The organism is Pseudoalteromonas sp. 1181_04 (assembly GCF_052850545.1).
In genome coordinates this window covers 1-23,260 of sequence record NZ_VXCS01000038.1, presented here as the reverse complement: position 1 = coordinate 23,260, position 23,260 = coordinate 1, and the positions used below count along the sequence as shown (strand labels likewise).

Genomic DNA, 23,260 nt, shown 5'->3' with positions numbered 1-23,260 from the left:
CTACAGGGAGCGAGCTATGACTAACATTTATCATATGTTGTATTTATTATGGCGCTTAGATATAAGCATTTGGCATATTCACCATGCCAATGATCCACACACCACCGCAGAAAAGGAGCGTGAATATGTTAAGTAACTACCCGCACTTAGATGAAGCGCTTAAAAAGTTGTCGGTGCATCAATTAACAATTAGCCAAGCCTCTGAGCACTATGATTTGCCCAAACGAGTTATCTATAAAGCACTGCGTCAACAACAAGCAAAAATAGCACAGCAAAAAAGCTACCTACTCGCAGCACAAAAACGTTTGCAACAAAACTTGCAGAGCGTAGAGCTAGAATTAGCTAATTTTAATTAACCTACTACTGATTATTTTCTGTATAGTTTAAATACACTAAAATTAGTAAAATTGCAGGATAACTATGACAGCTGTAGAAGTTAATTTTGATGGCCTTGTAGGCCCGACTCATAACTACGCGGGATTATCATACGGTAACGTAGCATCATTAAATAATGCGGCAAGTTACTCCAATCCAAAAGAGGCGGTACTGCAAGGCTTAGCGAAAATGAAAGCTATGCATGACTTGGGACTAACTCAAGGGGTATTTGCCCCACATGCCCGCCCTGATATAAATGTATTGCGTCGTTTAGGATTTACAGGCACTGCAGAACAAGTGATCAGTAAAGCGTTTAAAGCTGATCCTGTTTTAGTTCGCGCATGTTATTCAGCATCATCAATGTGGACTGCCAATGCCGGCACTGTATCACCATCAGCCGACACACTTGATGGCAAAGTTCACTTTACTGCTGCTAATTTGAATAACAAATTTCATCGCTCCCTTGAGCCTCAAACAACAACACGATTACTTAAAGCCATGTTTAATAACGAAGGCTACTTTAGTCATCATACCCATTTGCCAGATCAAGGTTTTTTTGGTGATGAGGGCGCGGCTAACCATACTCGCTTAGGCGACGAGCATGGTGTTCAAGGTTTGGAGCTGTTTGTATATGGTGCCAGCGCATTTAACAGCGCACTGCCTAAGCCAGTTAAATTTCCTGCAAGGCAGACACTTGAAGCATCACAAGCAATATGCCGACTACATCAGCTAAAACCATCTAGCCAATTAATGATTCAACAAAACCCTGAGGTGATTGATCAAGGGGTGTTCCATAATGACGTAATCGCGGTGGGTAACGCCAATGTATTACTCTGTCACGAGCAAGCTTTCTTAAATCAGCCTCTCGCCCTACAACAAATAAAAGATGCATATATTGGCGACAAAACACTGCATATTATTGAGGTGCCAACAGCCAAAGTAAGCGTGCAAGATGCTGTAACTAGCTATTTATTTAATAGCCAACTGGTTAGTTTAAACAATGGCAAAATGTTACTAGTTGCTCCACAAGAATGTAAAAACAATCAGGCAGTTAACAGTTATATTGAAGAAATGATCCTTGCAGACAATCCAATTGATCAAGTGCAATTTTTTGATTTAAAACAAAGCATGCAAAATGGTGGTGGCCCTGCTTGCTTACGTTTACGTGTAGCGCTAAATCAGCAAGAACTCGCGGCAGTCAATCCTGCGGTTATTTTAAACGATAGTAAGTACCAACAACTATGTGATTGGGCAAATAAGCACTATCGTGACAAACTTAGTAATGATGATTTTGCAGATCCAAACTTGTTACGTGAAAGCTGGCAAGCGCTGGATGAATTAACTCAACATCTGCACCTAGGCTCTGTGTATCCATTTCAATTAGAAGGATAAACCATGCAAGATACAAGCGTTGTAGATACGCAAATACATAAAATCAGTTCACTAGCGGGATATCAGCAATCGCTAAATCATTTACTGGTTGATAGCGTTAACAATGGTGCATCGATTGGTTTTATAGCGCCATTGACGCGCGCACAAGCAGATCACTACTGGCACAGTATTGAATGCGATTTATTAAATGATAGCCGCGAATTATTTGTTATCACCGAAGGATCTGAGGTAATTGGTGCAGTGCAATTATCGCTGTGTCAAAAAGCTAATGGCGCTCACCGCGGTGAGGTTGAAAAGCTAATGGTACATAGCCAATACCAAGGCCAAGGATTTGCAAAACAACTTATGCATACCCTTGAAAAAAGTGCGCTGCAGCAACAATTAAAGCTACTGGTACTGGATACCCGCTTAGGCGATATTGCCTCACTTTTATATGAAAAATTAGGCTATATAGAAGCCGGTGAAATACCACAGTTTGCCCTTAGTTCATCGGGCGAATTACAAAGTACTGTGCTGTTTTATAAATTACTTAAGTGAGTTAAATTCGTCAATCGCTTACAACCTTATAATGTTATCAGCAGTCACTTCGTTTTTGTAACCTACCATAAAGGCATTTACTATAACGTTTAAATCGCTGCTGATACGTTGACAGAACAGATAAAATGGGATCAAGTAGACGAACTTATCAGCATGTTTTCAATGAGCACAAAAAGAAAACGCCAGTCAATATTAATTAACTGGCGTTAAGCTGACAGATTGCTATTTAATATATTAAATCACTATCTGTTATTTATACATCCTTGTTAACGGTTATTGCCGATGCCATCGACTCCGATATATGTAACGTACGCTGCGGAAATGGAATTGTCAGTCCTGCTTGCTCAATAGACTCTTTTACGCGTTTATTAAGATCCCAGACTGTTTGCCAATAATCACCGTTAACTGTCCACGCACGTAATTGAATATTCACTGAGCTTTCAGCTATCGATGTCACCATCACCTTAGGTGCTGGATCCGCTAATAATCGGCTTTCTGATGCGGCTATTTCTTTAAGTACATTTAAGCCATCATCTATTGAGTCAGCAAACGAAATACCTACTACAATATCCATGCGTCTTTTACCATTGCGAGTGAAGTTTTTAATATTGCCACCCCACACTTTGCCATTTGGCGAAGCGATATACAGGCCATCATTGGTTTTAAAAATAGTTGTAAAGAGGTTAATTTCACTCACAGTACCCGTTGTGCCACTGGCATCAACAAAGTCACCAACTTTAAATGGCCTAAGTATTAATAACATAATACCTGCGGCAATATTACTGAGGGTATTCTTTAGCGCAAGGCCAATCGCAAGGCCAGCGGCCCCCATAAGTGCAATTAAACTGGCTGTATTAACACCAAAAATATCTAAAATAAACAACCCTGCAATGATATACACCAAGTAGCCCAGCACACTCGATAAAATTGGTAGTAAGGTTTTATCCATTTTCTTAAGAGGCGACTTAGAGTTTTGGATCGCTCTTTTAACAGAGCGCGCAATTAGAGCACCAGCTATAACAATAGCCAACGCTAGAATCAGTTTATAACCTAGAGTCATTATGGTTTCTGAATGATTTTGCCAAAACACTAATAACTTATCTTTCACTGTTTATTTCCACTAAGTAATTGCTGCAATTGAGCAAGGTTTAACATAGCTTACACAAGGTTAAAACCACATTGTTATAAGCCAATAAGTGTAAGCTGCTATAACCATTTGCGATTTGTAGCCTGCTAAAAAATAAGCTGGCCTCAAAGCGAAACCGCGCGATTATATAGCATAATAAATATAAACCTAACCTTTTATTTTAATCTTTAAAAACAATTAAAAATCATATAGTTAAATCAAGACAGCAAGTTGGTGTAATAAGCATTCAATGGAGGTTAATCCTTCACTGTTACCATCACCACTAAGAGTATCAAACCTAGTCTCAGATTTAATCGAGGAGCAAGTCATGAGTAAAGAGAAAGTTGTACTTATTACAGGCGCTTCCAGTGGTATTGGTGAAGCAACAGCAAAAACCTTAGTCGCAAACGGTCATAAAGTAATTTTGACCGCTCGCAGTGAAGACAAACTTAATGCGCTGGTTGAAGAGTTAGGGGCTGATAACGCATTAGCAGTTTGCGCAGATGCCACTGATTTTTCATCGCTTGAAAACGTAGTTAATGCAGGTATAAAACACTTTGGCCGCCTTGATGTTGCATTTGCCAATGCCGGTATGGGTGTTCAAACGCCAGGTGTTGAAGAGGGCGATCCTGAGCAATGGCAAACAATGATTGATATTAATATCAATGCACTGCTTTACACCGCAAAACTCACTCTGCCACACCTAAGAAAAACCACAGGACACTTTATTTTAACCAGCTCAGCCGCAGGACGGATTGCCCTTAAAGGCTCTGTTTATGGCGCAACAAAATGGTTTGCTTACGGTTTTGGGCAAAACTTAGCTGAAGAAATGAAGCCATGGCAAGGACGCTGCACCACTATTGCCCCAGGCATGGTCAATACGCCTTTTTTTGATGAAGCAAAACCCGACAAACTCGACCCAAATGATGTAGCCGAGGCGGTACTATTTGCTATAGAGGCAAACCCACGTTGCAATGTACGAGAGTTATTTTTGATGCCGAGTAATTAACGGACTCGACAGTAATAAATGCCCTTAACAGGGCATTTAATTTGATCCAAGCAGTAAATTAATTACTGCAACTTAAACGCGCCTGTTTTAATCGGTTAATTGATGCGATAACTTGCGCAATCGTACCATGATTGATCTCGATAACTTGCGACTCACTTAACGCATCTTTATTTTGCAGAGCATCAACAATTGCCAAATAGCTTGCTTGCCACTCATTAACTGCTAAAAATACCTGCGGATTATTAGTAAGTACTTGCTGCCACATTACTAGCTGACTTTGCAATGCGGTAAGTTGTTGGCGATCACATTGTTGTTGGTAATCATCCACCGCATAATCAAATTGTTTTAAGGTTAAACTCTCTACCGGTAAAACATCCACTAATTTATCCAGTGGCGCTAACTGATGGTAATCATCGCTTAGAAACGCTAAATGATGCAACGTGTAATAGTGTGCGGGCTCTATCAGCTGACTAAAAGTAAGTAACGCGTTAAGCGCACTGCTTGAAACCTCTGGTAGCTGCTCTAAACGTTGAATAAACTGCTGTTGATGTAGTAAGCCTAACTGTTCATCGGCGTATTGGTCCATTAGCGCAAGCCGAGTGTACATGCTGCGCTCATCCGTTAAGCTAGTAGGTGACCAAAAACGTTCTCCTATTGCATAGAGTCTTGGCCAAATACGCGTATCTAAATTATCAGAGGTGATAAGCTCAGCCCAAATAGTTGCTTCACCACCCAATACATTACCTAGCTTGGCTCGTTGCTGCTGATGTTTTAGTTGTTGGTTCAACTGCACCAGAGGTATCTCACCACCGACATTTGCCCTAAACACATAAGGAGTATTACCCACGAATGCGGGATCTTTGCTAGCCTGCGTTAAACGAAATGTCAGCTGAGTTGGCCCAAGCCAAGTATCAATAAGCACCTGATAGTTATTCGCTATTTTAGTCACTTTATCAGTGATGAATGCCCCTTTACCCGCGATGTTGACAATTGCTTGCATACGAGACTGATCACTTGCAAAGACAGTAATATCGCCAGTCACCGCGCTGCCTTTTATGCGTGTGAGGGTAAAATCAACATGTCCGATTACAGTCTTCGCCGTTACTGCGGGTTTCGCCGGCGGCAGCGGATGATTACGATAGTGATAGCTCGTCCACTGCGGCTGATCAATATAAAACCCGCTTGATAACAAACCATCGAAACCGGCCTCAGTGATCGCCGCCAATGAATGATGACCACGCCATGATTGCACTAAGGTGTTGTTAGGCAAATTAGGATGTAATACCTCATCCCAACCAATCATTTTCTTATTGTATTTTGCTAATATTTTAGCAACCCGTTGATTGAAGTAGGCGTGTAATGCATGGCTATCAGCCAGTTTTTGCTTATGCATATAAGCTTGAATATGACTATTGGCTTGCCAATCAGTATCATCAATTTCATCGCCACCAATATGCAAATACGGATCAGGAAACAAACCCGCAAGCTCGGCGACTACTGCATCAACAAATTTATAAACCTCAGGGTTGCTTGGATCCAGTAACGGTTTAAATACGCCCCAACGTCGCTCCATCTGAGTTAATTGAGTTCCGCTACCAAGTTCAGGATACGCAAGTATAATCGCGCTGGCATGACCCGGAACGTCAAACTCTGGCACCATCCGAATACCTAACTTTGCCGCATAGCTAACCACCTCTTTAATTTGTGCTTGAGTATAATAAAGACCATCGGATGCCTGCTGGTGTAGTTTAGGGTAACTATTTAGCTCAATTCGCCAGCCCTGATCATCGGTTAAGTGCCAGTGAAACACATTAAACTTGGCTGAAGCCAAGCCACGTAATGTCCGTTTTACATCTGCAATTGGCAAAAAGTGACGCACGCCATCAAATAATAAACCACGCCACGGATAAGTTGGTTCATCCGTAATAATTAGATTATTAACTTGTAGCGGCTGCTTAGCACTAAATAATAGCTGCGATAAAGTCGCCAATCCTCTAAGCATGCCGTATTGATTAGCACTCGTTAGGTCAATTTTATTATCTGCAATAGTTAGCGTGTAACTTTCATCCATATTTAAATAAGGTAACTCGCTCACTGTTTGCGTGATATTAATGTGTAATTGCGCAGCCGCTCTTGGCGTAACTTGTAGATGCTGAAATTGGGTAGCAAACAACGAACTATTTAATAAAGGCAGGACGATAGCGTGCTGCGTTTTAGGTATAAATACCTTAAGAGTTGCTTCAAAGGTAGTACTCCCAGCCAATGATTGCACCTCTTTAGGCATTGGCATCAGCGCTTCGGTGGCGGGCGCAGAAAAAGCATAACAAGAGCTGCTCAGTAGCATTGCCCCCATCATAAAATGAATAATTTTATGCATTGTTTAATTCCTGTTGTTTGCTTGCTTTGAGAGTCACTGTCGTAGCGACAATTGCCCCTGCGGCGGTGATCACTTGAGCCGCAAGTTGCTGGGCAGTCTGCACTGCAATTGCACAAGGACTCGCTAATATTTGTTCAGCTAAAAAACCCGCTGCAAACGCATCTCCAGCCGCGGTAGTATCAATTACCTTCGCGACTGCGGTTACTGGATAGTAATTAATTGTTTGTTGCTGTAACACAATGGTGTCATCCAGCCCTTGCTTAATCACTCGCAACGCTTGTGGGTATGCCCGATAAAAGTCGACCAACTGCTGTTGTTCACAATCACCAAACACACCAAAGTGATCGTCGTTGGTAACAAAAATGATATCTGCAACTAAAAAGGCTTGGCGAAACCAATAGTGTGCTTGCATATTACTTTGCCAAAGCACTTGGCGATAATTACTATCAAAAATAACGATGCCACCAGCTTGCTTGAACTGTGCAATAGCAGTCATTAATAGCTGTTTAGTTGGGTCATCATAAATTGCTAAACTTATAGCTGAAAAATAAAGGTAATCAAACTGTTGCTGCTGCAATGCAGTTAAGAATTGATGTTGACTATCAAGCTTAAAATACTCTCTGGCAGCGCTATTTTTTCGATCATAATGAAAAACTCGCTCGCCATTAGCATCAAGCGTAATACCATAAGCGCCTAAAGTATGATTTGTTGCATATTGTAAAAAATCGAGTTTAAGCGCTTGCTGCTGCCACCTAGCCTTAGCTTGCTTACTTAGTTCGTCGCTACCAATGGCAGATATAAAATAAACATGCACCTGTTCTCCCATAAGACGTTTAAAGTAAACTGCCGTATTGTAGGTGTCCCCCCCAAAATTAAGCTCTTGATTTGTAGATAGTTCATGCATCGCTTCACCAAAAAATGCAATCTTAATCATGTTGCATTTCCTCGCGTTGAGCTTTTAAAATAGCTAATGCTTGTGCAGATGTGCACACTTGAACTGGGGTAAACAAAGTTACCATAGCAGCTAATAAAGCGGAGCCTAAAGTGGCCGGAATAATTGGGTTACTCCAATAAGCCAGCCAATTTGGCGTTAAAATAATCGCCAACGAAACCAACAGCGAAACCAATAAAGCAGTAATGGCCCCCTGCCAATTAAAGCGTGGCCAAAAATGACCAAATAACACGCATACACATAGACCTGACATTAAAGTGGCGATCATATTTGTAATGTAACCAATCACATCGTTAGTTAATAACGCCAATAATAACGCAATGCCTATCGTCATCACTAAGCCCATCCGCGAAAGTAATACAACATCTTTAGCGTGGGGCATTCGTTTGAATACTAAACTATACAGATCACGTATTAATACACTCACAGCTGCAATCGCATCTGAGCTAGCACTGGAAATCGTGGCTGAAAGGCCAGCAATAATAACCAGCGCTGCCAAGCCAAAAGGTAATAATTCAAACGCCATAAAAGGGAAAGAAAATGCACTGTTCTCTAAAGCAGGATTCAGTGCATAAGCTGCCATACCGATAATGGCAGGTACTATGGCAAATACTAAATACAAGCCACCCGATAAATAAAACGATTGACGAATACTTTTAACATGCTTGCCAGAATAAATACGTTGGCGAAATGATGGCGCAACCAAGACGCCTATTAACACCGCGAAAAACAATGATAAGCCATGCACTGCACCTATTTTATCCAATGATAAAAAGCTTTGGTTAAGCGCAGGTTGCGCATTGGCCATCTCAGCCAAGCCACCCACTTCATAAAGAGCGACCCCAGCCATCAAGAAAAAGCCAACAAATAACACCAATGCTTGAATAGAGTCGGTCCATACCACAGCAACATAACCGCCAATCACCACGTAAATACTAAAGCCCAGTGCAATAATAAGTTTTGCCGAAAATGGCGACAACCCAGTAAGCCATGCTAAATACATACCACCGCCCAGAATATGCGCTCCTAACCAACCAATACTGGCGACAAAAATAAATATTGCGATGGTATTCTTAACGAGTGGATGTGCTCCCACATAGTATGATACTTCTTCACTCATAGTCATGAATTGGTGTTCACGCACTGGCGCAAATAATTTTGCTAATAATAAAATTCCCGCAGCACCACCAAGGCCATAGATCATCCCAGCCCAGCCATTTAAATAAGCAAACCCGACAGCCCCCATTGATGATCCTGTTCCTACCATAGTGGCAACTGTAGTACCTAAAGTAAGAAAAAACGGTAAATTACGTCCCCCCAGTAAAAAGTCATCGCCACCTTTAGAATTTCGGCTTACCCACCAACCAAACCAAATCATAAATCCTAAGTAGCCTAAAAAGGCCATTAATAATTGCCACTTCATAAGACACCCTGCTCCACAATCCACGCTGCGCTTTGTAACAGCACTTCTAATTATTAATTACGTGGTTGATGTTAGTTATTATTCTGACCTAAGAGCGGTTATTATTTTGTGTGCTCTTAGGTGTAAATGTCAGCGCTGTCATTCAGCTACTGACAAAATCTTAAGGTGCCTTATAACAAGTAACATCCACCTCAACTTTACAATCGACGACTAAATCCGCGACCGCACAAATACGTGCCGGTGGATTAGCGCCAAAATACTCTTTAAACACTTTATTAAACGACTGAAAGTAACGAGAATCAGTTAAAATAACAGTAACATGCACCACATCTTTGAGCTCATAACCGGCCTCTTTCATAATCTCGAGGCAATTTTCAATCGCCAGTGCTGATTGCTCAATAATCCCCCCTTCAACCACTTCTCCATCTTTCATTGGGGTTTGTCCAGATACCATCAGCCAACCACCCGCTTCTACTGCGCGTGCAAACGGTAAGTGCTGACCACCGGTACCTTTACCGCCTTCAATACCAATTCGTCTAATCATCTTTACTTGCTCCTAGGGATGTTAAAAATTTACCTGAATATGCAGGTAGAATATGTTTATCTATAAGGGTTGCTTGGCCATTGGTCCAGACACGATGAATTCCTGAAGCCGCCAGCTCTGGATCAACAAATGTTGCGTTATCAATAATCTCATTGGCATCAAATAACACCAAATCGGCAAAGTTGCCTACTTTGATCACTCCACGATTTGCCAACCGATAGTTAGCCGCGCTTAAGCCTGTCATTTTATGAATCGCAGTTGCTAATGAAAAAATTCCTTGTTCACGGCTGTAATGACCCAGCACTCGGGGAAATGAGCCCCATAACCGAGGGTGTGGGTGTGGATCGCACGGTAAACCATCTGAACCAATCATGGTTTTATCAAACGCTAAAATAGTGTTTACATCGTCTTCATTTAACCCATGGTACACAGCACCAGCCGGCTGCAGTTTTTCAGCAGCATCCAGCAAACTGACGTCCCATTGTTTAGCAATATCAGCAAGTAATTGCTCGGCCATTGCAGGGTGGGCATCAGACCAAGTGATAAAAATATCGAAGTCGTCAGTCACTTGGTTCAAATCTAAGGTACTGGAGCTGGCCGCATACGGGTATGCGTCGCAACTACATTTTGAGTGCTCGCCTTGTGCTGCAAATTTTGCTAACAGCTCTGGGGCGCGTCCCCAGTTATTTTTACCTGCACACTTCAAGTGGGAAATAATCACTTTAATGCCAAACTTTTGCTCCATAGCAAACGCTTCATCCATCGCCTCAAGCACGGCATCAAACTCGGTGCGTAAATGGGTGGTATATAAAGCATCATGCTTTTGTAAGATAGCGCCAAATGCCTGTACCTCTTGTTCAGGTGCACACTGTGCATTGCGATAGGCAAGCCCAGTGCTCAAACCGAGGGCACCTTGGGTTATGGCTTCATCCAATTGCAATTGCATCGCGGCAATTTCGTCAAGCGTCGCTGGACGTAATAAGTCATCCATAACGTTATTGCGCAATGTGGTATGCCCTACCAATGCTGCAACATTCACATTGGCTTTTTGTACATTAAATGCATCGATATAATCGCGCATCTGTGCAAAAGTAAACTCTGCTTTTTCACCCAGCAGATTCATTGGATCCGGCGCATCTGCAGTTAGTTTTGCCGGCGCCGCGCTGATCCCACAATTACCGGTGATCACCGTTGTCACCCCTTGACTTATTTTCGCTGCCATCGCTGGGTTTCTTAACAACTCAAGATCATCATGGGTGTGTACATCGATAAACCCCGGGGCTAGGCATAATCCATTGGCCATTATTGTGTGTGTTGCCTGCCACTGTGATAACTCGCCGAGTGCGACAATATGTTCACCTTTAATTGCGACATCCATGTACTGAGGCGCATTGCCTAAACCATCAAATACTTTTGCTTGATAAATGATTGTGTCTGCTGATTGCGAGATATCGTGCCGCATCATTAATCTCCTAGTGGTGCTCTGTCTGGTCCTTGACGATACTCATCTAACTCATGTTTGATGCGACGAAGTTTTTCGCGAGATTTTTTCTGCGTTAAAATAGCCACTTCACTTGCCAATATGTCTACTGCAGCAAGCATCGCGTAACGGCCTGTGCTGGGCGTAAAAATGTAATCTGATTCGTTAGTTTTAATTGGTAAGTGAATCGTTGCGATATCAGCAAGCGCACTCTCTGGGCAAACCGCAATCACTTTAGCGCCATAATCTTTGGCAATATTTGCCGCATCAATTAAGTCATTTGCTAAGCCTGTAAGCGATAACACCACCACCACATCACTGATATCAACACTGGCGGCAGTCATTCTCATCATCACCGGATCACTGTAAGCGTTACTGAGTACATCCAGTCGAAACAAGCGGTTATGGCATTCTTGTGCAACTACAGAGCTACCCCCACCAACGCCAAAAATTAACGTATGACGGCTTTCAGCAATACAGCGAGCTGCTTCTTCAATCTGCGACTGTTCAATTAATCCGGCATTAATATCGAGAATATCGTGTATTGCTTTGTATATAGCTGGAATATCTTCACGTACAGAGGCATTTTCACTAATAAAGCGCTCTCCTACTGCCAGTGATTGTGCAAGCTGTAGTTTCATATCACGCACATTATCGCAGCCCAGCGCTTTTGCTAGCCGAGTGATAGATGCGTGACTGACTTTTGCGCGCTGTGCTAAATCACTTATACTTGCCGATGCTGCATATTGCAGATCGGCTAAAATTAATTGTGCAACGAGTTGCTCTGATTGTCGTAAATGGCCTAAACGCTCTTTAATTCGTGAAACAATATCCAATTAACTACTCTCCTAAAAATACGTATCAAAGATACCAACAACGTTATAATTATCATCGATAACATTAATATAACGCCATTTATCAAATGTCAGGCAAGGATGTGAAGTCCCAAAGGCAATAATATCACCGACTTTTAAGTGGCTATTTTGATCAACACGCAGCATGGCATGCTGATCCATTATTTTTTCAACTTGCCAATCAGCACCTGCTTTAGTAACAACACCGTGTTGGTCAATATGTAAATTCGCAATAGGTAGCCCGGCATCAAATGCCACATCGCGCTTACCCATACCAATAATTGCTCGTCCCGGTTCTGGCAATGACTGTACATATGCCCAAACCTCTAAACATGATTGTAAATCGCTACCAATATTACACGCCAACGGATTACGCGCTAGAATCTGTTGCTGCGCATGGCCATAAATCCCTTGATCATGAGCGACATAACAGCCAGGGCGGATCACAGGCACCATGTTATCGAGCATGTTACTAGGTGCAAAAGCATCGCAGACTAAGTCGTACCACGCTGAGCCACCTGCGGTAATAATTACTTGTTCTGTGGCAAAAGCCTGCTGCTCAATCAACTCTTTACATGTTGTTACCGCATCCGTTAAAAATGCAGTCACTTCACTTTGTGTACTCAACACTCCTTCATACACTTCAATGCCCGCAAGCTGTAATGAAGAAAACTGCTTAATATGCGCAACCAATTGTTGGAGCTTTTTTTCATCAACTACACCACAACGTCCACCTGGCACACCTAACTCAATAAATAATTTAACTTGTATGCCTTGCTTACTAAAGAACTCACCAAGGCTTGTTACATTGCTAACATCATCCACTAAACAATAAAAATCAACCTGATACTGTTTTAATAAATAGCTAAGCTGCTGCATGTTGGCTTTACCAACTAATTGGTTCGCCATGATAATGCGCTTAGCGCCAGCTTGTGCTGCTACCACTGCTTGTTGCACAGTTGCAATGGTGATCGCGTAAGCACCTGCATTTAATTGCTTTTTAAAAATATCCGGTGCCATGGTGGTTTTACCATGCGGTGAAAACTCCACCTGACTTTGTTTGGCGAACTCAGCCATCCATGCAATGTTATTATCTAAACGCGTTTGATAAATACACGCACAAGGAAGACTCACCTGCTGCTTAGCAACATTGCAATCACCTTGTATGATCGTTTCGCTGTTGCCTAAGCCTTTATTCATAGTATAAATTTTTGCGGCGCGTTTCATGGCTAACTTTTCCATAAATAAAACTCTTATTTTAAATCATTACCTTAGATAGCAACGTTGGATTAAAAATCAAAAAATTATCAAATGTTAATGTAATTGTTATTGCATTTTGTTTGAAAGTGATGTTAATTAATAACAACTAAGTAGTCAACACCTGTTACAAATTAACGGGAAATAATAATTAACTTTTAAATCTACAGGATGAGGTATATCAGCATGAGCATTAAAAACCGTCACCAACCCACTTTAAATAGGAGCCTAATAGCAAAAACCGTCGCCGCTATTGTATGTGGCTATACCAGCTTTGGCGTTTTTGCCGCAGACCAAGCACAGACAGCAAATGACGACATAGAAACTATTGAAGTGCGCGGTATTGCCGCCAGTAACAAACAAGATATTAACAACAAACGCTTTAGTACTGGAGTAATGGATTCTATTACCGCGGAAGATATTGGTAAATTGCCTGATGTAACCATTGCCGATACGCTGCAACGTATCCCAGGCATACAAATTCGCCGCTCTGCGGGTGAGGGCTCAACCATTAACGTTCGCGGTATGCCGCAAGTAACCACTTTGCTCAATGGCGAACAATTCTTAAGTGCAGGTTCAATTACAACATTACAACCAGACTTCACTGATGTCCCAGCGGCGCTGCTATCAGGGATTGATGTGCTTAAATCACCTCAAGCCGACACCTTGGCCGGTGGCATTTCAGGTACTTTAGATTTAAAAACACGTAGACCATTTGATCTTGACCAAGGCACAACCTTCTCACTCACAGGAGAAGCAACCCGTGGTAGTTTATCAGAGCAAACCGACCCTAAACTGGTAGCCTTTGCCGGATATAACAATGACAAATTTGGCATTATTGTTACTGCCGCTTATGACGAAAGCACCTTAGCGAATTACCGTAATGGCACAATTTTAACCTCTTCAGAAGTGCAAAATGAAACCGACCGCGATTTTAACGGTGATGGCGATTTTAACGACAGCTTTTACAGCCAACGTTTTTATGGCGTGATGGACCGAGAAACAGAGCGTGATCGCCTTGGCCTAAACACTACCATTCAATATCAAATTGCCGACACACTAACTTTTACTGGTGACTTGTTTTATACAAAAATGGATGACGCCGATCGTAAGCAAGGGGTGATGGTTGATAATGCCCGTGGTTCTATTTGGGCGTATTCTGATAACTTTATTCCTCGCTTAGATAATGATCGGGGCGGACAAATATACACAGTCAACGATGCTAACTTAAAAGTTCGTCGGGTAAGCGCCTACTCTGAAAGTTTAACTAACGACCGTGAATCAACCAATGCTAGCTTTTTATTCGAATACCAAGGTGATGGCCCACTCTCTGGTGAATTTAGGTATATTCATGGCTCTGCAGAGCGAAGCCATACTGAAAATGTGGCCCACGGCTTTTTAACCTCAGGCGCACAACATGGTTTATTAAAAAATCATGGTGATGGTATTACGCCAGTTAACCCCAATGGCTATGGCCCAGAAGAAGTTGATGTGAGCTTTTCTCGCAGCGGCGAATATTTAACCCTTGGTTTTGCAGAAGGCTTTGGTAATGATATAAGCCAATATAATCTCGTTTCAACCTACTCTGAAAATAACTTTGAAGAACAAGCCACACTTGATGTTGCCCGTATTGATGGCCATTATGCCTTTGAGACAGATCACCTACAGAATCTTGATTTTGGTCTGCGGGCATCAAAACGAGACGTAGAGCGCGAAACCTATATTCTCGTTGCACCATTTACCACCGGCAATATTAGTGCCGATGTGATGTGGAAAGATTCCGGCGCATCATTAGGTGATACCAATGGCGACGGTGAAAATAGCGTAGCAGGTGGTGATTTAACCATAGGGAAAACTAACTTCTTTAGTGATATGCCCGATGGTTGGGTCAACCAAGTCAATGGTTTAGGGCCAGGTGGCACTGGGCATAGTTTTTACTTAATCGATCCTAAAGTAATGGACGATCCAATGGCATTTCAAAATGCAATTTACCCGGGTAACAAACGATTAGCTAATCCGTCACGTACTTACCAAGTAAAAGAACAAACTCAAACAGCTTACTTTAAAGCAAACTTTGCTGGTGAATTGGGTGATTTGAGCTATACCGCAAATATCGGTGCACAATATATTAAAACCGAACTCGACATGCTGCAAAATCAACTAGGCTCTGCGCGTCCTTGTTCGTTGTGTACTGCCAGTGAGAAAACCGGTGAAAAATGGCTAAACAGAGATTACTCAGATTTTTTACCATCAATGAACTTTAATTTAAACCTAACCGAAGATGTGATCCTACGTGCAGGTTACGGTAAAACAATGACCACGCTCGATATTGGAAAGCTTGCTGGTGGTATAAGTGTTGGTCGTACCCGAGCCGGAGATGTACTTGCCGCTGAGCTTGGAGTAAGCCCTGACTTATTAGTGGCAGTACAAGGTCGCCAAAATGGTAATCCTGATCTAGAACCATGGCGCGCAACTAACTATAACCTATCTGCTGAGTGGTATTTTAATGACAGCGGTTTATTAAGTATTTCAGCCTTTTTAATGGACATAGAGTCATTTGTTGAAAACGGTATTGTCATGCAAGGCTTGCCTGATATTGATGGCATTATTCGCCGTGAAGTACCTGTAACCACTGAAATAAATGGCCAAGGTGGTGACATAAAAGGTTTTGAAGTTGTTTATCAGCAAGCATTTGACTTTTTACCAGCGCCATTTGATGGCTTAGGCTCATCACTAAACTTTACTTATGCGCCAAGTGACAGCGCTAACGTTGATGTTTATGGCAAAAGTTTACCAATTCAAGATAACTCAGAAAAATCAGCCAATGCTGTACTTTGGTACGAAAAAGGCCCATTACAACTACGTCTTGCAGCCAACTACCGTAGTGATCGCTTAGACAGCTTAAGCTCGCCAATGGGCGAAGGGGTAATGCCATTTTGGACCGATAGCACTTTGTACTTTGATATGTATGCCGGCTATGAATTTGCTGAAGATATGAGCATTTATACCTCAGTGAGCAATCTAACCGAAGAAAAAGAAGATATTTACGCACAGTGGTCTGATCATGTGATCACCCAAAATATCTTTGAGCGTCGTATTACGTTTGGTATTCGTACCCGTTTTTAACGCTTAACAACACATTTGGCACACTTCTGCCCAGGAGATAAAAAGACTTAGCATTATTTAAATAAGCTTTTTTGCCAAATAGCAAACCAGTACAGCTAATTAAGCTGTACTGGTTTTTATACCTAAGTGGATTCATCTAGGCTGATTGCCGATAGTGATCAACAGCAAAACTAAATAAAACTTTGATCATAAAAAATAGACTCACCATCAAAAACCACGTTGGCAGCGATAAGTAAATCAACAAAAAGATGCCATAACACATTAAGTTTGCAGCAATAAAACCCTGGATTGATTTACCATGTAACGCATTAACAACAGATGCTGCCACTATCGTATATGCCCACATAAGCAGTGCAGTATCTAGTGGCTGTGAAAGTAACCACGCAATCACTATTATATGAACGTGAATGGCAATAAAAATCAGCCTATTTTTAGGACGCTTTGTGTAAAACTCATTGGTACCAAGAGTGAAATTAGCAATACATCCTGCTAATACGTCAGCAATTAATATAAAAGCTAAGATTGCTCGCCAATTATCGAGTTTAATCTCCGCAACCGAATAAATAACCCAACTGCCGACTAAAGCAAACAAAATAGTACCGGTGATCTCTAAAATCGATTGTTTTTCGCCAAACACTTCATGCAAAAATTCAGGGGTTTTAAAATACTTCATTGTTAAACATTTCCTTATTTAAATTAAATTAAATTAAATTTTTGAACAACGACTTTCCATGTTTTTAACTATGCGAGTAGGTGACAAGATAAGCACCACTAGCAGCCAACGAAATAACATTATCTATATAGACACGGCATTAATTAAAAAAACACCGTAAAGGTAGCAGGATATGCTCAGGGATCTGATCAGAAATCACATACTTTTTTGCATCAACTGTGACTTCAAATAAAAGATACTCTGAATTTCTGCCAATATAACGCTCACCTATATTTGGCGTTATCTTATATATATTTCCGGTAAGAGTAAGCTGACTAGAGGCTGATATCTTTTCAAACCCGCCGTAAGGGCTGAGATGACCCTCTACGTTGTGATCTTTTAAGTAGTCGTTTCGAGGATGGCCAAACCATATAGGTTCGACACGAATTTCACTACTTTGAAATAATTTATTTGCTTGATAATGAATGGGCTCAAAGCACTGCTTCTCTATTTTAATATCACTGCAACCACTGATAAATATCACGGCAAGTATTGTAGTATACTCAATGTATTGCATATCAACGTATTCCTTTACATACACTTGGAGTTAGCTATTGGCAGCACTGCAATACCAGCATTCTTTATAACTCACATTTGCGCTGACGCTGGAGCAAACATATATCAAGGATATCGTAACTGCTTGCAACTTCCAGTGTAATTTGATGAATATTGACGCTTAAACATGACTTCATTAGCAAAGACAACAACTATGTCTTTTTAGTGTTCAGAATTACTTTTCTTAATTACGAGACTTAATAGCAGCCTAGATTACTATTAAGCCATTAATATCTAAGACATTATTTTAAATAGCAGCTCTCTTACTGTGGCAGGTTCAAATGGCTTGTCACATATAGCATCTACACCAGCTTGAGCAATATTAGCTAAATGAGTGTCGTTTGCCTCAGAACTCACCATCAAAATAGGAATATGCGAGTAAGCATTCGAGCTTCTTACGGTCTCCGTTAGCTCTTTGCCATCCATTTCTGGCATATTGTAATCAGTAACAATTAAATCAAATGATTGACTATTAAGGTGGTCAATCGCTTGTTTGCCATTTTCGGCTTCTACAGGCGCCGGTATTCCCATTCCAGCCAAGACCCTAATAATATGCTTGCGTGCAAAACGACTGTCATCAACCACAAGGACACGCAATAGCGTTACATCAAAATGCTCTAACTCAACTTCTTCTTCAGTGATGATATCTAAGGTTGCCTTTAACGCACGCGTAATTGCCTCAGCGCTAAATGGCTTTGGTAAAATAGCTAATACCCCTGACTGCCTTAACTGTTCAAGATAGGTTTTATTGCGCTCTGTTGATACCAGCATAAAAGCTTGATGCTCAATACCAGGGGTTACTCTGATTTTTTGCAATAAAGAGTCAGCGCTACCATCAGAAAAATACATGCTGCTAATAATCAAATCCGGTTGATAATTCTCCAGCATTGTTAACGTTTGCGCTTGAGAAGTAGCAGTTTCAATTTGTGACACACCGCATTGAGTAAGTGACTTTATAATAAGCTTTTGCTGAACATCTGAAGGCTCTACTAATAATATTGATAAATTGGCTATTGCTGTTAAGTCTTTCATTTAAATCTCTTCAGTGTTGCTATGTTTAGTTACGTTTAGTTACGTTGAATATAGTCTAATGCAGTCATTTTATGATAACTCACATTACTATACATAACATGCGCAGGTTCTGGATCAACGATTTCGATTGGGATATCGTAATTGCGTGCCACTTCTAACGCCATTTGGGTAATATTGACGCTAAACGAAGTGCCAATAAAAACGATTTTATCGGCATCAAGCATCCGCTGTTGTGCTTCGCTAATACGATAAAGTTCAGTGTAATATTCATCAAATAGCAACACAAAAGGCTTTAAAGATTGATCCACCACTGGCTGCTGGTTTTCGATGTTAAACAGCTCAAGCAGTGACTCATGTAAGCGGCTTTCGTCTACATTATCCCACGGTGTCGTATGCGCTTTCACATCATCGCCTTGATGATGAAACAAAGTCATTTGATCAAGCCGGCCATGAATGGCGATATAGTTTTTATTGCCTGCTTTGCCATCTAGTCCGTCAATATTTTGTGTGATCAGGTTTTTATCGCTCAACCACTGATGAACTTCGTTAGGACCGTGGTTGCGATAAGTAGCAAAGCGATGATAATACCAAGCTAAAAACTCCCGTGGGTTGTTTTCATACATAGCACGCGTAGCCATTTCCATTGGCGTATAGTTTTTACTGCCAATAGTCCAAAACCCATCTTCACCTCGAAAGGTAGGAATGCCGCTGGCGGCACTCACACCGGCTCCGGTTATATATAATGTATTCATAGCGTTCCCAATAAGCGCTAAACACACGTTTGATTTTTGCCTTGCTTCTTTGCTTGATAAAGCAATTCATCCGCTTTGTGCATCGCTTTATCAATCGGCACATCCGCAGTTAGTTTACTGATCCCCATGCTCACTGTAACAGCCAGCTGGTTTACACCAATATCTAAACGATTTTGTGATAAAGCATAATGAATATCGTTGGCAAATTGTGTCGCTTGTTGTTTATTTTTATGGCGTAGAAAAAATAAAAACTCTTCACCGCCCCAGCGCGCCACCATATCATTTTCACTTAACTGAGCAACAAATAAATCAGCAAGGTGCTTTAGTACTTCATCGCCAACTGAGTGACCATATTGATCATTAATATCCTTAAAATTATCTACATCCGCAATGATAATACTCCCAGTTTGCAGCTGGGCATCAAATTGCTCGAGTTCCGCCATAGCATAACGTCGATTAGGCAAGTTTGTTAAAGGGTCGCGAGTCGCTAAATATTCATTTTTATGTACAAGTTCAATCAAACGGTGGCTATACATTTGCCGAAAATATTCATAAAAGCCACTCAATAACGCAACAATTATAAAAGAAGCAATAATACGAATTGGAAAATAAACCGAGTAACCGCTGTAAAATTTAAAGTAGCTCGATAAATAAAAGGCGCCAGTTACGCAAATTACAAAAATAATTAAATCAATGATTCCCCGTTTAAAACCACGCACAAAAAAGGTTACCGGAGATACAATAAAAATCCAAATAGGCCCAGTACCATGGCTCCCTCCTGTAAGTACTAAATAAATCATTAAAGCATATAAAGTATACAAAACAATTAAAGAGGAAATCTCGACTCTATCACCAAGGCAAAAAGGGGAAGCAAGTAAAATTGATGAGCCTAATAGAGGGTAAACCAAAGTAGATTGATTATTAAACAAAGCGATTATTGCCATACAAAGCGTTGTCAACGTACCTATTACGGAAAAGAACCTAATAATAAGTTTTCGTTCGGCCATATCAGAATAGCTAATCATCAATACAATGCATCACTTATCAATAGTAAAGGCAATCTTTGCATGCAAAAACTGATTGTAAGATTGCACTAAAATTAAAATAATTAATCAGTTACCAGTTCAAATATAGTCTAGACATGAGATCATTGTAAAAGTGAAAGTAATAAATAGTTGCTAAAAGTAAGCTTACACGCGAATAACATCCTGGTATTACTAAGCTGAGCAAATAGGTTTTGCCATATCATTGCTTCAAAAAATCGGCTGCTCATTAGCAATAACCTTTAGATTTAGCTTTACCTAAGTTGCAAAAGGCTCAGGTAAAGCTGGTTAAAGCTGGTTAATGCAAAGGATAAAAGTGGGTTCAAAAGTATCATTAAATAATCATACTTTATTTGTAAGCCCTGCGAAAAACCCTTAATAAGCGACGCTCATACGTTGATTAATATGCGCGGCATTTTGCACTTCATCCAGCATAGCAATCGCGTAATCAGTCACTGATATTTTGCTTTCACCTTGTTCATTAGTAAAAAACGCATCGCCACCAATACGATACGGACCTTCACTTGCGCCAGGGTAAATAACCGCGGCAGGGCTTACAAACGTCCATTGTGTGGTTGTGTTTGTTGCTTTAAATACACTGAGAGCCTCACCTTGCGCCAACGCTTCATCTTTATATTCAGCAGGAAAGTCCGGCGATGACACTAACGTAACACCAGGCGCAACTTCTAAACTACCTGCACCACCAACCCACAGTAAACGAGTACTGCTACCTGACAGTGCAGTTAATAAACGCTTGGCCGTTTGCGCAACTAATTCATGGTTACCCGCTGCACGTCCACCGATTGAGGCAATCACCACATCAGCGTTCGTTAATACTTCTGCAATGTCATTTTGAGATTGTAAGTCAAACTCTTCTACCGCTGTACCGTCAGTCACCTTATCCGCATCACGAACAACCGCCGTCACATTGTGACCATTAGCTTTTGCCTGCGCCATGATGTGGCTACCAATCCAACCTGTTGCGCCTAAAATAGTAATATTCATGTCTGTATCCTTAAAAAAGTATTAATCATCTGAGTTGATGTAATCAGTTTACTTGCTCATTAATTGATGATAAATAAACCTTATAGATACACATTAGTTCACCTTAGGATGCTAATGGATAAGATAACTGCAATCCAAAGCTTTGTTGAAGTCGCCCGCAGTGGCAGCTTTACAAAAGCAGCTGCTCACTTAGAGCTCAGCCGCTTACAAGTCACCCGCCACGTACAAGACATTGAGCAGTGGCTGAGCTTGCGATTATTTCACCGCACCACCCGTAAAGTCAGCTTAACCAATCAGGGCGAAGAAGCGCTTGCCTACTGTAAGCAAATACTCAGCACCGTATTGGATTTAGAAAGTAGAGCACATAACCATAATAACGAGCTGGTTGGTACCATTAGAGTCGCAGCCCCTATTGGACTTGGCCAAAATCTGTTGTTTGATGCAATTGAAGAATTTGTTGCTATACACCCAAATACTCATTTTCAGCTAGTACTCTCAGATCGGTTATCACAACTGGTTGATGAGCGAGTAGATATAGCACTGCGCTATACTCATGAGCCTGATGAGCAATTAATTGCGCGTAAGCTTATGTATATCAATACGGCTATTTGCGCCTCCCCAACTTATTTGGCGAACAACAGTCCAATCACTAAACCGCAAGATTTATTGCAACACAATTGTTTAGTGCATAGCGGTAGTTCAACATGGCATATTATTAGTGATAACGAGGATGAAAAAGTCACCGTAAAAGGCAGTATTAATGCTAATGATATGTCTGTGCTACTAAAAGCAGCAATCAAAGGAATGGGGATCGCAAATTTGCCGTGTGACTTGGCAAATCGCTATTTAGAGCAAGGTAAACTGGTTAAAGTGAATCCATCTTTTTCATCACCTGGCCAGCATTTATGGGCTGTGTATTTATCTCGTCATTATCAACAAAATGTGGTCAGAGCGTTTATTGATTTTTTAGCGCTGCGATGGCAACAAGATATCCTATAAAATGACTGTGTAGTATTAGAATATTACCCGTTACTGATTAGTGTATGTTTTACTAGGAGCTCATTGTATTAGAGTGCACTTAATCTCCACTCTGATACGTTTACGCACAATTAATATCTGGAGCAGAACATGGCTAAAGTACTTATGATCACCGGTGACTTTGTAGAAGACTATGAAAACATGGTGCCTTTTCAAGCATTATTGGCGATGGGTCACCAAGTTGATGCTGTATGTCCTGATAAAAAAGCAGGTGATACTATCGCCACCTCAATTCATGATTTTGAAGGCGACCAAACCTATACTGAAAAGCGCGGTCATAACTTTGCGCTAAACGCGACATTTGCCAATATTAATGCCGCTGATTACGATGCCCTGTATTTACCCGGTGGCCGTGCCCCTGAGTATTTACGCTTAAACGCGAAAGTAATTGAAATAATTCAGCATTTTGCTACAGCGGATAAACCCATTGCCTCTATTTGTCACGGCCCGCAATTGCTCACAGCGGCAGGAGTTATTGAAGGTAAAAAAGTATCCGCTTACCCTGCTTGCCAACCTGAAGTGAAAATGGCGGGTGCCGAGTACGTTGAATTACCAATGGATGGCGCCATTACCGATGGCAAACTAGTAACAGCACCAGCATGGCCTGCACACCCTGCCATGTTAAAACAGTTTGTAGCCTTGCTATAATCGCAGTTCAGCAGCATCAAGAG

Annotated in this window: 21 protein-coding genes; 7 read left to right on the top strand and 14 right to left on the bottom strand. The window is 41.2% G+C overall.

Going from position 1 to position 23,260, the window contains the following annotated elements; all coding sequences use genetic code 11:
* Positions 1 to 125: 125 nt before the first annotated feature.
* The 3 genes from FW757_RS21625 (at position 126) to FW757_RS21615 (ending at position 2,304) form a co-directional block, all read left to right on the top strand.
* Positions 126 to 356 carry a helix-turn-helix domain-containing protein gene (locus tag FW757_RS21625; protein ID WP_182719062.1) on the top strand — a complete coding sequence of 77 codons (231 nt, stop codon included), beginning with the start codon at positions 126 to 128 and terminating at the stop codon, positions 354 to 356.
* Positions 357 to 420: 64 nt separating this feature from the next.
* Positions 421 to 1,767 carry an N-succinylarginine dihydrolase gene (astB, locus tag FW757_RS21620; RefSeq protein WP_149981885.1) on the top strand — a complete coding sequence of 449 codons (1,347 nt, stop codon included), beginning with the start codon at positions 421 to 423 and terminating at the stop codon, positions 1,765 to 1,767.
* A 3-nt stretch (positions 1,768 to 1,770) separates the two neighbouring features.
* Positions 1,771 to 2,304, top strand: coding sequence for a GNAT family N-acetyltransferase (locus tag FW757_RS21615; protein WP_182732116.1), 534 nt, complete (start codon positions 1,771 to 1,773; stop codon positions 2,302 to 2,304).
* Between the two features lie 253 nt (positions 2,305 to 2,557).
* On the opposite strand, the gene FW757_RS21610 is transcribed toward FW757_RS21615, so the two are convergent.
* Positions 2,558 to 3,412 (bottom strand): mechanosensitive ion channel family protein, encoded by an 855-nt coding sequence (locus FW757_RS21610; RefSeq protein WP_145242032.1) that lies wholly within the window; start codon positions 3,410 to 3,412, stop codon positions 2,558 to 2,560.
* A 346-nt stretch (positions 3,413 to 3,758) separates the two neighbouring features.
* Here FW757_RS21610 and FW757_RS21605 point away from each other — a divergent pair, with 346 nt between their 5' ends.
* Complete coding sequence (locus tag FW757_RS21605; protein WP_182761788.1) at positions 3,759 to 4,439, top strand: SDR family oxidoreductase; 681 nt, start codon at positions 3,759 to 3,761, stop codon at positions 4,437 to 4,439.
* Between the two features lie 58 nt (positions 4,440 to 4,497).
* Here the strand turns inward: FW757_RS21605 and FW757_RS21600 are convergent, their stop codons facing one another.
* The 7 genes from FW757_RS21600 to FW757_RS21570 form a co-directional block, all read right to left on the bottom strand.
* The gene (locus FW757_RS21600) at positions 4,498 to 6,816 is read right to left on the bottom strand and encodes a family 20 glycosylhydrolase (protein WP_404675578.1); all 2,319 of its coding nucleotides are present in this window, start codon (positions 6,814 to 6,816) and stop codon (positions 4,498 to 4,500) included.
* Positions 6,809 to 7,750 (bottom strand): PfkB family carbohydrate kinase, encoded by a 942-nt coding sequence (locus FW757_RS21595; protein WP_182732114.1) that lies wholly within the window; start codon positions 7,748 to 7,750, stop codon positions 6,809 to 6,811. Before FW757_RS21595 ends, FW757_RS21600 begins: the two co-directional genes overlap by 8 nt.
* On the bottom strand, positions 7,743 to 9,191 hold the full coding sequence (locus FW757_RS21590) for a sodium:solute symporter family protein (RefSeq protein ID WP_257326831.1): 1,449 nt from the start codon (positions 9,189 to 9,191) through the stop codon (positions 7,743 to 7,745). Before FW757_RS21590 ends, FW757_RS21595 begins: the two co-directional genes overlap by 8 nt.
* A 160-nt stretch (positions 9,192 to 9,351) precedes the next feature.
* Positions 9,352 to 9,735 (bottom strand): RidA family protein, encoded by a 384-nt coding sequence (locus FW757_RS21585; protein ID WP_404687954.1) that lies wholly within the window; start codon positions 9,733 to 9,735, stop codon positions 9,352 to 9,354.
* A complete protein-coding gene (locus FW757_RS21580) occupies positions 9,728 to 11,200 on the bottom strand; it encodes an N-acyl-D-amino-acid deacylase family protein (RefSeq protein ID WP_257326829.1) in 1,473 nt (490 codons plus the stop codon). The genes FW757_RS21585 and FW757_RS21580 overlap by 8 nt, the downstream gene beginning before the upstream one ends.
* Positions 11,200 to 12,051, bottom strand: a complete 852-nt coding sequence (locus tag FW757_RS21575) for a MurR/RpiR family transcriptional regulator (RefSeq protein WP_145242044.1) — start codon at positions 12,049 to 12,051, stop codon at positions 11,200 to 11,202. Before FW757_RS21575 ends, FW757_RS21580 begins: the two co-directional genes overlap by 1 nt.
* A gap of 12 nt (positions 12,052 to 12,063) precedes the next feature.
* Positions 12,064 to 13,311 carry an amino acid deaminase gene (locus FW757_RS21570; RefSeq protein ID WP_182760366.1) on the bottom strand — a complete coding sequence of 416 codons (1,248 nt, stop codon included), beginning with the start codon at positions 13,309 to 13,311 and terminating at the stop codon, positions 12,064 to 12,066.
* Between the two features lie 201 nt (positions 13,312 to 13,512).
* Here FW757_RS21570 and FW757_RS21565 point away from each other — a divergent pair, with 201 nt between their 5' ends.
* On the top strand, positions 13,513 to 16,452 hold the full coding sequence (locus FW757_RS21565) for a TonB-dependent receptor (RefSeq protein ID WP_182732113.1): 2,940 nt from the start codon (positions 13,513 to 13,515) through the stop codon (positions 16,450 to 16,452).
* A gap of 136 nt (positions 16,453 to 16,588) precedes the next feature.
* Here FW757_RS21565 and FW757_RS21560 read toward each other — a convergent pair whose 3' ends face one another.
* The 6 genes from FW757_RS21560 to FW757_RS21535 all read right to left on the bottom strand — a co-directional run bounded on the left by FW757_RS21560 (position 16,589) and on the right by FW757_RS21535 (position 21,551).
* Positions 16,589 to 17,125, bottom strand: a complete 537-nt coding sequence (locus FW757_RS21560; RefSeq protein ID WP_145242050.1) for a hypothetical protein — start codon at positions 17,123 to 17,125, stop codon at positions 16,589 to 16,591.
* A 139-nt stretch (positions 17,126 to 17,264) separates the two neighbouring features.
* Positions 17,265 to 17,681, bottom strand: coding sequence for a hypothetical protein (locus FW757_RS21555; protein ID WP_182732112.1), 417 nt, complete (start codon positions 17,679 to 17,681; stop codon positions 17,265 to 17,267).
* 272 nt (positions 17,682 to 17,953) lie between these two features.
* The gene (locus FW757_RS21550) at positions 17,954 to 18,751 is read right to left on the bottom strand and encodes a response regulator (RefSeq protein WP_446441678.1); all 798 of its coding nucleotides are present in this window, start codon (positions 18,749 to 18,751) and stop codon (positions 17,954 to 17,956) included.
* Positions 18,752 to 18,786: 35 nt separating this feature from the next.
* Positions 18,787 to 19,503 (bottom strand): SIR2 family NAD-dependent protein deacylase, encoded by a 717-nt coding sequence (locus FW757_RS21545; protein WP_149981893.1) that lies wholly within the window; start codon positions 19,501 to 19,503, stop codon positions 18,787 to 18,789.
* 17 nt (positions 19,504 to 19,520) lie between these two features.
* Entirely contained in the window at positions 19,521 to 20,447 is a 927-nt protein-coding gene (locus tag FW757_RS21540) for a GGDEF domain-containing protein (protein WP_182798054.1), read from the bottom strand.
* Between the two features lie 474 nt (positions 20,448 to 20,921).
* Positions 20,922 to 21,551: an NAD(P)-dependent oxidoreductase gene (locus tag FW757_RS21535; protein ID WP_149981895.1), complete on the bottom strand. Its 630-nt coding sequence runs from the start codon at positions 21,549 to 21,551 to the stop codon at positions 20,922 to 20,924.
* A gap of 114 nt (positions 21,552 to 21,665) precedes the next feature.
* Here FW757_RS21535 and FW757_RS21530 point away from each other — a divergent pair, with 114 nt between their 5' ends.
* Positions 21,666 to 22,550, top strand: a complete 885-nt coding sequence (locus tag FW757_RS21530) for a LysR substrate-binding domain-containing protein (RefSeq protein WP_446441677.1) — start codon at positions 21,666 to 21,668, stop codon at positions 22,548 to 22,550.
* 129 nt (positions 22,551 to 22,679) lie between these two features.
* Positions 22,680 to 23,237: a DJ-1/PfpI family protein gene (locus FW757_RS21525; protein WP_149981897.1), complete on the top strand. Its 558-nt coding sequence runs from the start codon at positions 22,680 to 22,682 to the stop codon at positions 23,235 to 23,237.
* Positions 23,238 to 23,260: the final 23 nt, after the last annotated feature.